The organism is Desulfosoma sp. (assembly GCA_037481875.1).
Taxonomy (GTDB): domain Bacteria; phylum Desulfobacterota; class Syntrophobacteria; order Syntrophobacterales; family DSM-9756; genus Desulfosoma.
The window spans coordinates 1-13,765 of sequence record JBBFKY010000013.1 but is presented as its reverse complement, the minus strand read 5'-3'; the positions used below and the strand labels follow the sequence as shown (position 1 = coordinate 13,765).

Sequence of the window (13,765 nt, the reverse complement as noted above, 5' to 3'; positions counted from 1 at the left end):
CGTGAGCGAGCAAGGAGCTTCTTGTGCGTCCGAAAAGCCCGCGCTCCCTGAGAAAAGGCCGTTTTCATACAGACTCCTCGAAGGTTGCCCGGAATTCGAAACCTTGGCGAAGTAAAAGCACCGAGGCATCCCGCTGGGACAAAGTCAAAGTGGCCTCCGCCGCCTGAACCAGGGCTTCGATGGAGAAAATTCCCGATAAACGGGCCAGTAATCCCAGGGAAGCCATGGCTCGATTTTTTCTTGAAATCCCCATCTTTTTAAAATCAACAACAATCTTTCGGGCTGCATGGTCCGGCACGGGAACATCCTCCCCTTGGATGACCAGAGTCCGTTCCGTCAGACGGGCCCACATGTCAGGCATGCGCTCCACACCTTCTCGGGCCAGAGCCACCACCACGTCGGGTTCTTCAATGCCCGGATAATCGATAGGAGCGGCGGACAAAAGCACCTCTGCAATGGAAGGCCCTCTCATGACCGTGATGTTGTAATCGCTTTTTTGGGTGACGTGAAGACCGGCGCGAACAGCCGTCATGGCCCACAGATGGGCTGCGGAAAGCACGCGTTCTCCGGCGGCTCCCAAAAAAATGGTGCCGTGCCGTGCGCGAAGGTTCGCTCGAAGGTGCGCTTCGATGCCCGTCCAATTCCATGTGGCTTCCCTGTCTCCTAGGTGTTTCGCGTAAGCGGATCCGTATTCCGGCCTTTCATTGTCGGTCACCATACCGTTCCAAAACCCCGCTTTTTCCACCATGGCATCCACATCCTTGGGGGATAGTGGATTGGTTTTCAGGTATCGGCCTGGGCAGAGGCCCCAGATGTCCACGACGGCAAATCCGGGGTACCGCAAAGCTTCCGAGAGTTTCTTGGAAAGATCGTCACTGTACACGGAACGGCGGACGACAAAAGGGGCTCCCGCCGCAGCCACCGTGCGACACAGGTCGAAGGGACGTTCGAGGTTATTGAGAAAGGCCGAGGCGACTCGCGCTTCCTGAGGCGTGGTGCAGGAATATTGTCCACCTGTCATGCCGAAGTTGAAATTGTTCAAAACAAGCAGAGTCAGATCCAAATTCCGACGACAGGAGGCCAGCACGTGAGCCCCCCCGATTCCAAGACCTCCGTCCCCCATGACCACCACCACCATGGCTCGCGGCTGAGCCAGCTTGATGCCGGCAGCATAGGTGAGCGCTCGGCCGTGCAGTCCGTGAAAAGCATGGGTGCCGAAAAAAACATCAAATAGCCCAGAGCAGCCGATATCGCTAACGATCACCACTTCATGAGGCTTGAGATTCAGTTCCTGAAAAGCTTTGTCTAGGGCATGAAGGCTTCGTTCATGGGAACAGCCGGGACAAAAGACCGGAGGACGCGACGGATTAAGAAGACTCGGCACGAATCACCTCCCAAACAATTTCTTCAGGGGAAATCATACGGCCGCACATAAGCCCGAAAAAGAGAACAGGCTTGGGACACAGAACGCGGCGCACTTCATGAACATATTGACCCAGGTTCGCTTCCACCATCAGCACCCGCTGAGCCGGTTCGGCGGCCGAGCTTAGAATCTTTTCGGGAACCGGCCAAAGGGTCTTGAGCACCAACAGGCTCACACGACGCCCTTGAGCCCGAAGTCGGAAGACGGCTGCACGGGCCGATCGAGCCGTGATACCGTAGGTTATCAAGAGCGTGCGGGCGTCGGCTTGAGTGTCCAGTTCAAAGAAGGAAAAGGTGTCGATCTGGGATTCCACCTTGTGCTTGAGGCGTTCCACAAGGGATTGCATGAGCGCTGGGCTGTTGGTGATATAGCCGTCCGGGCCATGCATGGAAGAGGTTTGCCGAACGGGTACGGATCCGCCTATGGGAAGAAAGGACGGCACGCCGTCCGGTCCCGGCGCAAAAGGGACATAGGGGCCTTCGGTGTGTCTTTTTCGATGCAGAACCTCAGGCTTTTCCACATCTTCCATAGCCACGGTTTCTCGAGTCATGGCAATCTCTTTGCTGGAAGCGACAAACACCGGACAACGCAAGCGTTCGGCCAGATTAAAAGCATGGACGGTCAAAGTGAAACAATCGGCAGGGCACGTGGCTGCAAGCACCACCACAGGCAGTCCGCCGGAATGTCCCCAGCGCATAAACTGCACATCCCCGTCGGCACCACGTGTGGCTGCCCCCGTAGAAGGTCCCTGACGCATGACATTGACGATCACCAAAGGGATCTCGCTTCCTATGGCAAAGGAAATATTTTCGCTGTAAAGGCTGAGACCGGGTCCTGAGGTGGCCGTCATGGCCTTGAGTCCTGCCATGGAAGCTCCCAGGCACGCCCCAATGGATGCCATTTCGTCTTCGCCTTGAAAGACGATGCCGCCAAGAGGCGGCAATTTTTTCAACATCTCTGAAAGAATAGTGGTCGCCGGTGTGATGGGATAACCCGCAAAAAAGCGGCAGCCGGCATAGATTGCTCCTTGCACCACAGCCTCATTACCGTCCATGAACGTCAAGCCCATATGGCGTCGCCCCCAAAAGTCTTGTCATGGTTCCACAACACCTTGATCGGTCCTCCAGAAACACAGCCGATTGTTTTCGCCACAGAGGCTTATACCACACAGCCTTGAAAGGATTCCATGAATCCGGTGTGAAAAAACATTGAGCCCTTAACCCTTGCCGAAGTATAAGAAGTCTTGGGCCCAGAGCTACCTTCTCGCACCCTCCTTGCCTTGTCCACGTACCCGGGCCCTCGAATACCAGGCGCAGCCGACATGTTTTTTCATTTTTTCAAACACCCAATCCGCGCGGAACGCCGTGCATGGACAGATGTCCTTGGTATGGGATCGTTGGCAGGGATGTTCTTCTTTCAGGGAAACGTTCAAACAAGGAGGATTGCGTTATGAAGACGGTCAAGGGGTTTCTTGTCATGGCATGGATTCTGGTGTCGGCCTTAAGCGCCTTCGCGGGAACTTTGGATGAAGTTAAGGCCAGAGGATACCTGACCGTCGGGGTGAACGGCCAGGTGTTCGGCTTTAGCATGCCCGACGAAAAAGGCGAATGGAAAGGCCTCGATGTGGATACGGCTCGAGCTATCGCCGCCGCCATTTTCGGCGATGCCACCAAAATTAAGTTTGTGCCCTTGACAGCCGTGCAGCGGCTTCCCGCCCTGCAATCCAAGGAAGTGGACGTGCTATGCCGCAACACAACGCAAACCCTGCTTCGCGAAACCACCAATGGATTGAATTTTGCTCATGTTAATTTCTACGACGGTCAAGGGTTCATGGTTCCCAAAAAATTGGGTGTCAAAAGCGCCAAAGAACTAAAGGGCGCCACCGTGTGCGTCCTTCCGGGGACGACCACCGAGCTGAACGCAGCGGACTTTTTCAGAAAAAACAACCTGCCATGGAAACCCGTGGTCATCGAACAAAATGCCGAATTGAACAAGGCGTTCTTTTCGGGACGATGTGATTGTCTCACGTCGGATGTGTCCCAGCTGGCCGGACACCGTGCCGTCGCCCCTAACCCTCAGGATTATATTATTCTGCCGGAAGTCATTTCCAAGGAACCTCTGGCTCCTGTGGTTCGACACGGGGATGACCAATGGTTCGACATCGTCAATTGGACCGTCATGGCTCTTATTCAGGCGGAAGAATTCGGAATTACGTCCAAAAACGTGGATGAAATGCTCAAAAGCCCCGATCCGGAAATTCAAAGGTTTCTGGGGGTGACTCCAGGACTTGGCGCCGCCTTAGGCCTGGATGACAAATGGGCCTATCATATCGTCAAACAAGTGGGGAATTACGGGGAAATCTTTGAGCGAAACGTGGGACCCAACACACCTTTGGCCATGGAACGAGGCTTGAACGCCCTCTGGACCCAAGGCGGGCTCATGTACGCCGCTCCTTTCCGCTAAAATCAAGGGCATGAAAACCGCACGAAAGGCACCGTGGCATGAAGGTGGTCACGGTGCCTGTTAAGGTTTCGAATATCCTAAGTGTTGAAGGCGGTCGTATCTCATCCCTCATCGACTCTGGACTCCATGGGGTCTACTCCCCTGCCTTAAAGACACGTGACGGAGGCTTTGATTGCGTTCCTCTTCGTCGATACCCTCTCACATGCCCCATGCCAAGGAACCTTTCTGGCTCGATCCAAGGATCCGTGCCGTGCTTTTTCAGGTGCTGGTCCTTGGAGCCGTCGCTCTCCTGGCTTGGTATTTGATCACCAACACGGTGGCTAATTTGCACCGGCAAAACATCGCTTCGGGTTTTGGTTTTCTCAAAAAAGAAGCCGCCTTTGAAATCGGTGAATCCCTGATTCCCTACAGTGCTGCGAACACTTATGCTCGAGCCCTTTTGGTAGGAGCTTTGAACACGGTGAAGGTGGCCGCCATCGGCATCGCTCTTACCGTGATTCTCGGGACATTCATCGGCATCGCTCGCCTTTCTTCCAACTGGCTCATCGCGCGCCTTGCGGCTGTCTACATTGAAGTCATGCAGGACATTCCCGTGCTTCTGCAACTTTTCTTTTGGTACGCGCTCTTTTACGAGATGCTTCCAGGACCCCGACAAGCCCTGAACCCTCTGACTGGGGTCTATCTATGCAATCGAGGTCTCATCGTGCCGGCCTTGGACCCGCATCCGGCATGGCGGTGGATGATCCTTGCAACCATGGGAGCCATCCTGGCTTCTTGGCTGCTACGAGCTTGGGCTCGACGCCGTCAGGACCGCACAGGGCGCCCTTTTCCCGTTTTTCGTGTCTCCTTGGCGCTCATCCTGTTAACCCCTCTTGGAACATGGTGGGCTTTCGGCAGTCCTCGGGCCGTTGCCCTTCCGGAACTTCAGGGATTTAACTTTGTCGGCGGCACAACTCTCAGTCCGGAATTTTCGGCCCTTTTGTTGGGTTTAGTCCTCTACACGGCGGCCTTTGTGGCGGAAATCGTTCGCGCAGGCATTCAAGCCGTGGGAAAAGGTCAGCGCGAAGCCGCCATGTCTCTTGGATTAAGGCCGGCTCAGGTGCTTCGGCTGGTGATTCTGCCGCAGGCCCTTCGAGTCATCATTCCTCCGCTCACAAGCCAGATGCTTAATTTGACCAAGAACAGTTCTCTGGCCGTGGCCATCGGTTACCCGGATTTTGTTTCCGTGGCCAACACGACCATCAACCAAACGGGGCAATCCATTGAAGGGGTCGCCTTGATCATGGCGGTCTATCTTTTCTTCAGCTTGTCCACGTCGGCCTTTATGAACTGGTACAATAAAAAAACGAAATTGGTGGAACGATGAGCGATTTCGAGACCACCCCTTCGTCACGCCATTTCACGAACTCGGAAGAAGTGAAACCGCCGGTGACGACGGTCGGGCGGCTGGGATGGCTGCGAAAGAATCTTTTCAATACCCCTTTGAATACCGTTTTGACCTGCCTGACTCTGTTCTTCCTGTGGAAAACGGTGCCCCCCCTTCTTCGATGGGCTTTTGTGGACGCAGTATGGAACACGCCTTCAAACCTGTGCCGACAATCCCAAGGGGCTTGCTGGTCCGTGATCAGTCAAAACATTCGATTCATTCTCTTCGGATTCTATCCCTATGAACAACAATGGCGGCCTACTGTGGCCATGGTTTTATTGCTTGGGCTTCTCTTTTTTTCACGGCACCGAAGATTTTGGACCAAGACTTTGGCCTATGCATGGATTGTGGGATTGGCCGCCATGGGCACCTTGATGGCCGGAGGCATTTTGGGGCTTTCACCCGTGGAAAGCACTCAATGGGGTGGACTGCCCTTAACACTGCTTCTCGCCGTCTTCGGTCTGACAGCGGCCTATCCTCTTGGTGTTCTTTTGGCCTTGGGACGCCAATCCCGCTTGCCCGCCGTGAAATTGCTTTGCGTGGTGTACATCGAACTCATTCGCGGTGTCCCGCTTATCAGTCTGCTCTTTATGGCTTCCATCATCTTCCCTCTGTTTCTTCCGGCCGGTGTCACCATCAACAAAATTCTAAGGGCCCAAGCGGCTATAATTCTCTTTACGGCAGCCTATATCGCCGAAGTGGTTCGAGGAGGTCTTCAGGCCATTCCCAAAGGCCAATATGAAGCGGCCGAATCCCTGGGACTCAACTACTATCTCACCATGCGCCTTGTGGTCCTGCCTCAGGCTTTGAAAATCGTGATTCCACCCACCGTGAGCATCCTTATTTCAGCCTTTAAGGATACTTCCCTGGTGGTCATCATCGCACTCTACGACGTGCTCAAAACCACGCAAACCGTGTTATCTAATCCGGAATGGATGGGGTTCAGCCGTGAAGCCTATTTGTTTCTGGCAATTCTTTACTTCACCGGTTGTTTTTCCATGTCTCATTACAGCCGCCGGCTGGAAAGACAGCTTGCCACGGAACATTAGATCTTTGCTCCCTAGAAGAGGATTTCTCAGCCATGCTTAAAGCAGACACTCCACAATCCCCTTCCGAGCCCACTCCCATGGTGGAAATGATCGATGTCCACAAATGGTTCGGCGAATTCCATGTCCTTCGCGGGATCAACCTCAAGGTACATGCCAAAGAACGGATCGTGATCTGCGGCCCGTCGGGATCGGGAAAATCAACCCTTATTCGATGTATCAACCGGTTGGAAGAACATCAAAGAGGGCGCATCATCGTGGACGGTGTTGAACTCACCCATAACATTAAAAACATTGAAAAAATTCGGTCAGAAGTGGGCATGGTCTTTCAGCATTTCAATCTTTTTCCGCACCTTACCGTCCTGGACAACCTCACCCTAGGCCCTATCTGGGTGCGCAAAGTGCCGCGCAAGCAGGCGGAGGAAACCGCCATGTATTACCTGGAAAAGGTGCATATCGCTGATCAGGCCCGTAAGTTTCCGGGACAACTTTCAGGAGGGCAGCAGCAACGCGTGGCCATCGCTCGCAGCCTATGCATGAATCCCAAAATCATGCTCTTTGACGAACCCACTTCGGCCTTGGATCCTGAAATGATCAAAGAAGTTTTGGACGTCATGATTGAGCTGGCTCAAGAAGGCATGACGATGCTGGTGGTCACCCATGAGATGGGATTTGCTCGAAGCGTGGCTCACCGGGTTTTGTTCATGGACGGCGGGCGCGTGGTGGAAGAAAACAGCCCCGACGAATTCTTTTCCAATCCCAAGCATGAACGCACCCGTCTTTTCCTAAGCCAAATTCTGCACTGAAATTGCTCATGAACCGTCTTGCCGGTGTAAAAACCCTGAATCCCGTTGGGTTGCGAAAAAACTTTAAGGAGTATCTTTCCCAGTGTGCGATTTGTATCATGAGAATTCAAAAGCCATGATAGAACCGATGGAAACAACCGTGGAAAACTCATGGGATGTGTTCGGCCTTGGGCAATGTTCCTTGGACTATCTGGGTCTTATCGATCAGTTTCCCGAACCCGACACCAAATGTGAATTTCGGGATCTGACCGTTCAGGGAGGCGGCCCCGTGGCCACGGCCTTGGTGGCACTCAGACGCTGGGGAAAACGTTGTCTCTTTTGCGGTGTTGTGGGGGATGATCCTTTTGGATCGGCCATTATGGAGTCCTTGAGAACTGAAGGGGTGGATCTGGACGGTATGCGCGTGCGCAAGGGAGAAGCATCCCAATTCGCTTTCATTGCCGCGGAACCCGGCACGGGTCGGCGCACAATCTTTTGGCGACGTCCGACGGGAAAGCCCCTTGAGCCCGACGAAATCCCATGGGATCGGTTACGTCGATCCCGAGTCCTCCTCACTGACGGCCTCTTTGTGGAAGCCGCTCTGGCCGCAGCGCAAAAAGCGAAAAACTGGAATGTTCCCGTGGTTGTAGACGCAGGGTCCCTTCGGGACGGCATGCTGGATTTAGCCCGCTGGAACGATCATTTCATCGCCTCGGAAACCTTCGCCAAGAGTCTCATGGGCAGGGAAGATCCTGAAGGCGCCTGCAGACGATTAGCCGCCCTCGGGCCGCAGGTGTGCGCCGTCACTTTGGGGGCCCGAGGCAGTGTCTACTGCAGCCAGGGGATCATAAGCTTTCAAGAAGCTTACCCCGTCAAAGCCGTGGATAGCACCGGATGCGGGGACGTTTTTCACGGCGCTTATGTCTACGGACTTCTGGAAGGCTGGCCCATTGCTCAAAGGTTTCGATGGGCCTCTTGGGCGGCCGCCCAGGTGGCGCAACACCTCGGCGGCCGAGCCGGTATCCCTTCAAAATAGGAATGTCTTAAATTGGATATCTTTCAATGTTTTGTAATGTCGAAATTTAGGTAAACTGTTCGTGAATCAAAACCAATGGTGGCATTATCTCTAACGAGATAAGCTTCAAAAACCAACGGGCCTTGGAATTTGAGATCTTTAGTGACCACAAAAGACCACAGGACGCTCGACCCTTTAGGAAAATCCTCAGCAAGCTTCTCTTTGTTCGTGGTTAATGCCATACGCGGAAGAGGTCCGGACGTATCATCAAGCTCATGATAGTAGCGCGTAAAATTCGATCCACTCTCAGGAGGAACCAGAACCGTCACATAAAGATCTCCAGGGTCTTTGCATTTATTTGTGACACTCACATTAAAGTTGTCATTGGTGTTAAAAAAATGCATCCCGGAATCGAGAAAAACTCTAGTCGCGTTATCTACCTCAACTTTGTTGGAAGGTTTTTGAATGTCCAGCACAACGCATTGTTTGTAATCGGCGCCGAACGTATCTGAAAATCCCATAAACGAACACAAAAGCATGATCAATCCGACCGGCAAAACCCTTGACAACCTTGGCTGCTTTTCCATGTTTTTTCCCTCCTCAGTCAAGAAGCTAAACCTTTTTGCGCTTTTCCTCTAGGGCATCGGCAGCGGCTGGAAAAAACTTTAAAGATTTTTTATGGTGCCCTAGCTTAGGGGCTGTCATTGCCGCGAGGGCAAACTCTCAGTTGAAAAAGAATGGTGTGGAGATAAATTTTATGGAAAAAATGGACAAGGTCTGGAAACCTGCAGTGGTGACCGTGGGTCAGGAAGTGCTTTACGGGGAAAGACCCAACGACAACCTGACTTGGTTGCTTCGTACCTTCGTCAGTTTCGGTCATCCCGCCGTAGTGGCCATGGTCCTTCCTGACGATGAGAGGGTCATCGGGGATCATCTGGCAATCCTGGTCCATCAAGGCTATCGGCCCGTTTTTGTTTCAGGGGGCATCGGAGGCACCCATGATGATCGAACCCGACAAGGGATCGCCTTGGGTTTGGGCCGACCTTTGGTGCGCCATGAAGAATGCTTTCAAAGGCTTGCGCGCCGGTACGGTCGCAAATTTACGGACCAGCGTCAACGAATGGCCTGGCTTCCGGAAGGCGCGAAACTTATTGACAATCCCATCGGTGCACCCGGATTTTCGGTGGATGCCGTTTATGCGTTTCCGGGATTTCCCGAAATGCTTCACCCTATGGCCCAAGAAACCTTGAAGCGCCTCTTTGGCCCGCCCGTCTCCTTAGAAAATCAGGTGCTCGAGCTGACACTCGGTGTTTCGGAAGGAGTGATTGCCGAGGAGGTGGAGCGATTCGCTTTGGAATACCCCAAGGTGCAGATCGGCCTCTATCCCAGCTTAAGTTCTCAAGGGGCCACAGTCACCGTCCGTTGCCGGCATTTCAACGCCACCCCACAAGACTGGGCTGCCGCGGAAGATTTTTTAAAGAACCTCGAGCGTTCTTACCCCGTCATCAAATCCGTGACGTCCTCTCCGCAATGCGCAGTTAACGGTAAGGCCCCATGATCCTGGTCCAAGGCTAAAACCCTGTGCGACAACTCACAATACCTATGGCATCTCGTGTCATTTTAATGGAGGGGCGAGGCGCCGCTTCGCTCCTACAAGCTTGAAACTCTGTCTCTTCCTAGGAGCGTGGGCGTCCCGCTCGCACAATCCGTAGAGGCGACGCGTCACGTCACCCCTGAGGGGGCCGGCCAAGGGGATCCTGCATCGGCGGCAGGAAAGCCGCCGTTTTTTGCCGATGGGCACAACGTGCCGTGCCCATCTTGAAATCGTTTGTTTTCCCCAGAGGGTGTTCTTCCCGCCCGGTTCTAGTGCCTAGGACGCCCTCGCTCCCAGGGCTTGTGACGCTCTTTATATAAGCGGGTCTTCTTTTTCGGGACTGAAGCAGAGTGGTAAGAGACCGGTTTTAGAGCCTGTTGATGGCATCGATGAGTTGTCGCAGTCGACCGAAATCCCTGCGGTTAAAGTCCACATAAAGGTAAGTTAAACTGCCACAGTCAGGTTCGTCTTTTTCCTCTTCATGGGGAGGTCCCAAGCGAATGGTACCGCCGGGTTTCAAAATGTCCTGAAAATCTTTATGCAACAAATCCTCGCTACCAGCCGGCAATGGTTCGGACAGACGCAAAATAAGACTGTCCTTCACATAGCGCAGACTATGATAGCGTCGATAAAATTGACGAATCTCGGCAACGGCTCCTTCCACGGAAGGAATGCGCCGAAAAAGGTGAAAATCGCTTGGTGAAATGAGACGTCGAGACAGCAGCTCGTCTTTTAGAAACTGCATGAAACGCACCCAGTAGGTATCTTCCGGGGGTTCTACAAGCACCAAAGGCACAGGGTTATGCTTTCCCGTCTGGAGCAATGTCAAAGTTTCCATGGCCTCGTCCAGAGTACCGAATCCTCCTGGAAACAAGACCACGGCGTCGGCTGCCTTCAAAAAAGCCACCTTGCGGTTGAAAAAATACTTGTAGGTAATGGATCTCGGCGTTTGGTGCACCACCGGATTGATAGCCTGTTCAAAAGGTAATCGAATGTTGACCCCGAAAGAATTCTCAGGGCCCGCACCTTCGTTGGCCGCCTGCATAATTCCAGGCCCTCCGCCGGTAATGACCATGAACCCAGATTCCGCGAGGGCTCTCCCAAGATTACGGGCCATGGCGTAGACAGCATCCTCAGGGGTCGTTCGTGCGGAACCAAAAACGGTCACCTTTCTTTTGTGTTTGTATGGGCCAAAGACCTTGGCCGTAAAACGCATTTCCTTGAGGGTGGTGTTCATGAGCTTGAGATCCAACACGGAGCGGCTTTCCTGTCCCGCCTTGAGGGCCGCAAGAATCATCTCTCGAACCAAGTCTCTGTGTTGAATGCCCTCCGCTCGATCCATAAGTTCTGCAATAAGCGGATCGATATGTTCGTTGGGTTCGTTAAACGAGAGGGGACGTCTTACCCGTTGCGTTTCTACCATGAAAAGGTATCCTTTCTGTTTGAGTGATTGGAGGCACTGGCGTCAACCTCTTGATCCCGTCTGGGAGCGCAAAGGCTGTCCTTCAAGCATTCCATTCGTTGAGGGAATCCATGATTCATCGGCCGGTTTTACAAAATTTCATGACCCATAAAAGACTGTTTTGGAACTGCATTCCGGCGTGACGGTGCTTACCGGCCCCAACAATACGGGAAAAAGCGCCGTTGTGAAAGCTTTGCGTTGTGTTTCGGAAAATCCGCCATCGGCCCAGCTCAGTCGCCACGGTGCCACCAAGGCCGTTGTGGGGCTCGGAGTGTTTTGTGACGGTAGACCGTCTGGACTCACACAAGTCTCCAAAAGAAAGGCTATCCCATGTGCTGCAAGCTTAAGAAGGCTTCTTTAAGAAAACACGAAGTTCAGGAGCTTTACGAAGCCCTTCAAGAAAGCGAAACACGATACCGTCTTGTCATGGACGCCACTTCAGACGGCATCTGGGATTGGGACCTACGCACCGACCGAGTCCATTACAATCCGGCTTACACCCGCATGCTTGGTTTCGAACCTGAGGAATTCAGCGGCAACGTGGCCGAATGGTTGGATCGCATTCACCCGGAAGATCGACAACGCGCCCTTTGGGAAAATCAGCGTTGCATCAACAATGAGGTAGCCCAGTTCGCTGTAGAATTTCGCATGCGCACCAAATCCGGGACCTGGAAATGGATCCTGGGCCGAGGCATGGCTGTGGAACGGGATGATTCGGGCAAAGCCCTGCGCATGATCGGAACACATACAGACATCACACGGATCAAGGAAAGCGAACGCCGGGAAACTTTTCAAAGATGGATCGCCGCCTTTCTTGCCACCATGACGCAGTTGGATGAGCACCTGCCCCTGGTGCTAGACAGCATCCTCAAGACTGTATCTATGGATTGCGGCGGCATTTATCTTCTGGATTCCCAAAAGAACATGCTGGAGCTGGTCTGCCACCAGGGATTATCCGAAGCCCTTGTCAAGGCTGTTGGATCCTTTTCCGTCGATTCTCCCAATATGAAACCGGTTCTTGCAGGAACCCCTGTGTCCATGCCTGACGAACCGTGGGCGGTTCCGAGATCCACCCTGAAAATTCAGGAAAGCCTTAAAACCATCGCCATGGTGCCCATTCAGTTCGAAGGGCGCGTGGTAGGATGCCTAGCCGTGGCATCCCGTACCATGGACGAAATTCCACAGGAAACGAGAATTTTTTTGGAAACCACGGCGACGCATCTGGGAAACGCCATTGGCCGTAACGAGGCTCGCCAAGAACTGGCGGAGTCCACCAAACAGTATGCCACGCTTTTTGAATTGGCCGGTGATGCTCTTTTTGTGGTGCGGGTAAGAGACCGCCGTATTTTGGACGCTAATCGAGCCGCTTCGACCCTTCTCGGCTATGCGCGAGAAGAACTGCGGGGATCTCTCTGGGATGCCATGATCGACGCCTCGGAAGGCAAAGATTTCGTGGACCGATGCTCCGCTCAATTGGAGTTACGATCCGTGTGCCTCGTGGAAGGACATTTGCGGACCCGACTCGGCACCACAGTTCCCGTGGAAATCAGCGCGAAACCTTTTGAACTCAAAGGGGAATCCGTCCTCTTTATGATGGCCCGAGATATTTCCGAAAGGCTGCGGGCACAGGAAGAAAAAGAAAAGTTACAGGAACAACTGCGGCACGCTCAAAAGATGGAATCTCTGGGACGATTGGCCGGAAGCATCGCCCACGATTTTAACAATTTCCTGGCACCCATCCTCGGCCATGGGGACATCCTTATCCGTTTGGTGGATGAGACCAGCCCTCTCAAACGGCACCTGGACGCTATCACCACGGCGGCGCTGAAAGCCAAAGATCTTGTACAAAAGCTTTTGGATTTTAGTCGAGATCACGCCCCGGCTTTTGAAATCCTCGATCTCACGAAGAAGTTAAAAACTCTCGAAGAAACCTTAGCCTCAACCCTGCCGCTTCACATTGATTTTCGGCTGATCCTGCCGTCGAATCCCGTTTGGGTCAAGGCGGATCCCATTCAGATGGAACGCGTGCTCCTTAATTTGGTGGCCAATGCCCGAGACGCCATGCCGCAAGGCGGGACTCTTTCCATTTTTCTGGAACAAAAAACATTTCATCATGAAAGCGATATGCCCAGCGCTAGGCTTAAGCCAGGCACTTACGCCGTGCTCACCGTGGCCGATACCGGTATGGGCATGGATCAAGAAACTCTGAGAAAAATTTTTGAACCTTTTTTTACTACCAAGTCCTTCAGCAAAGGCACAGGTCTAGGACTATCCATCGTCTATGGGATTGTGGAGAGCCATCAAGGCCGGATTCTGGCGAGTTCCATTCCCGGTATCGGGACGGCTTTTGAAATCTACCTTCCGGTAAAGCCATCCCCACAGGTCGCTGTCTAAGGACTGGCTACACCAGTGCCTCCATGGCCATTAAAGCAGGGACGAAGCACCGCTTCGCCCCTGCGAGCCTCAAACCGAGCTTGAGACCTTTCGTTTATCCTGTTAGTCCAAAGCGCGGCGGTCAGCCATATCAAAGAGCTTGCGTTCGCGCGGTCCC

Annotated in this window: 12 protein-coding genes; 8 read left to right on the top strand and 4 right to left on the bottom strand. The window is 53.3% G+C overall.

Annotated elements, in window-relative coordinates; translation table 11 throughout:
* Positions 1 to 64: 64 nt before the first annotated feature.
* Together WHS46_13770 and WHS46_13765 are read right to left on the bottom strand one after the other, a co-directional pair.
* Complete coding sequence (locus tag WHS46_13770) at positions 65 to 1,384, bottom strand: thiamine pyrophosphate-dependent enzyme (protein ID MEJ5349743.1); 1,320 nt, start codon at positions 1,382 to 1,384, stop codon at positions 65 to 67.
* The gene (locus WHS46_13765; GenBank protein ID MEJ5349742.1) at positions 1,368 to 2,477 is read right to left on the bottom strand and encodes a 2-oxoacid:acceptor oxidoreductase subunit alpha; all 1,110 of its coding nucleotides are present in this window, start codon (positions 2,475 to 2,477) and stop codon (positions 1,368 to 1,370) included. The genes WHS46_13770 and WHS46_13765 overlap by 17 nt, the downstream gene beginning before the upstream one ends.
* A gap of 395 nt (positions 2,478 to 2,872) precedes the next feature.
* On the opposite strand from WHS46_13765, the gene WHS46_13760 reads away from it, so the two are divergent.
* The 5 genes from WHS46_13760 to WHS46_13740 all read left to right on the top strand — a co-directional run bounded on the left by WHS46_13760 (position 2,873) and on the right by WHS46_13740 (position 8,179).
* A complete protein-coding gene (locus WHS46_13760; GenBank protein MEJ5349741.1) occupies positions 2,873 to 3,886 on the top strand; it encodes an amino acid ABC transporter substrate-binding protein in 1,014 nt (337 codons plus the stop codon).
* Positions 3,887 to 4,136: 250 nt separating this feature from the next.
* Positions 4,137 to 5,252 carry an amino acid ABC transporter permease gene (locus tag WHS46_13755; protein ID MEJ5349740.1) on the top strand — a complete coding sequence of 372 codons (1,116 nt, stop codon included), beginning with the start codon at positions 4,137 to 4,139 and terminating at the stop codon, positions 5,250 to 5,252.
* Positions 5,249 to 6,361, top strand: a complete 1,113-nt coding sequence (locus WHS46_13750; protein MEJ5349739.1) for an amino acid ABC transporter permease — start codon at positions 5,249 to 5,251, stop codon at positions 6,359 to 6,361. Before WHS46_13755 ends, WHS46_13750 begins: the two co-directional genes overlap by 4 nt.
* Positions 6,362 to 6,393: 32 nt before the next feature.
* Complete coding sequence (locus WHS46_13745; protein ID MEJ5349738.1) at positions 6,394 to 7,164, top strand: amino acid ABC transporter ATP-binding protein; 771 nt, start codon at positions 6,394 to 6,396, stop codon at positions 7,162 to 7,164.
* Between the two features lie 139 nt (positions 7,165 to 7,303).
* Entirely contained in the window at positions 7,304 to 8,179 is an 876-nt protein-coding gene (locus tag WHS46_13740; GenBank protein MEJ5349737.1) for a PfkB family carbohydrate kinase, read from the top strand.
* A gap of 23 nt (positions 8,180 to 8,202) precedes the next feature.
* Here WHS46_13740 and WHS46_13735 read toward each other — a convergent pair whose 3' ends face one another.
* Complete coding sequence (locus tag WHS46_13735; protein ID MEJ5349736.1) at positions 8,203 to 8,745, bottom strand: hypothetical protein; 543 nt, start codon at positions 8,743 to 8,745, stop codon at positions 8,203 to 8,205.
* 170 nt (positions 8,746 to 8,915) lie between these two features.
* Between WHS46_13735 and WHS46_13730 the strand changes: the two genes are divergently transcribed.
* The gene (locus tag WHS46_13730; protein ID MEJ5349735.1) at positions 8,916 to 9,716 is read left to right on the top strand and encodes a molybdopterin-binding protein; all 801 of its coding nucleotides are present in this window, start codon (positions 8,916 to 8,918) and stop codon (positions 9,714 to 9,716) included.
* A 403-nt stretch (positions 9,717 to 10,119) separates the two neighbouring features.
* Here the strand turns inward: WHS46_13730 and WHS46_13725 are convergent, their stop codons facing one another.
* Positions 10,120 to 11,175, bottom strand: coding sequence for a TIGR00730 family Rossman fold protein (locus WHS46_13725; protein MEJ5349734.1), 1,056 nt, complete (start codon positions 11,173 to 11,175; stop codon positions 10,120 to 10,122).
* Positions 11,176 to 11,335: 160 nt separating this feature from the next.
* Here WHS46_13725 and WHS46_13720 point away from each other — a divergent pair, with 160 nt between their 5' ends.
* On the top strand, positions 11,336 to 11,575 hold the full coding sequence (locus WHS46_13720) for a hypothetical protein (protein ID MEJ5349733.1): 240 nt from the start codon (positions 11,336 to 11,338) through the stop codon (positions 11,573 to 11,575).
* Complete coding sequence (locus WHS46_13715; GenBank protein MEJ5349732.1) at positions 11,545 to 13,608, top strand: PAS domain S-box protein; 2,064 nt, start codon at positions 11,545 to 11,547, stop codon at positions 13,606 to 13,608. The genes WHS46_13720 and WHS46_13715 overlap by 31 nt, the downstream gene beginning before the upstream one ends.
* Positions 13,609 to 13,765 lie beyond the last annotated feature (157 nt).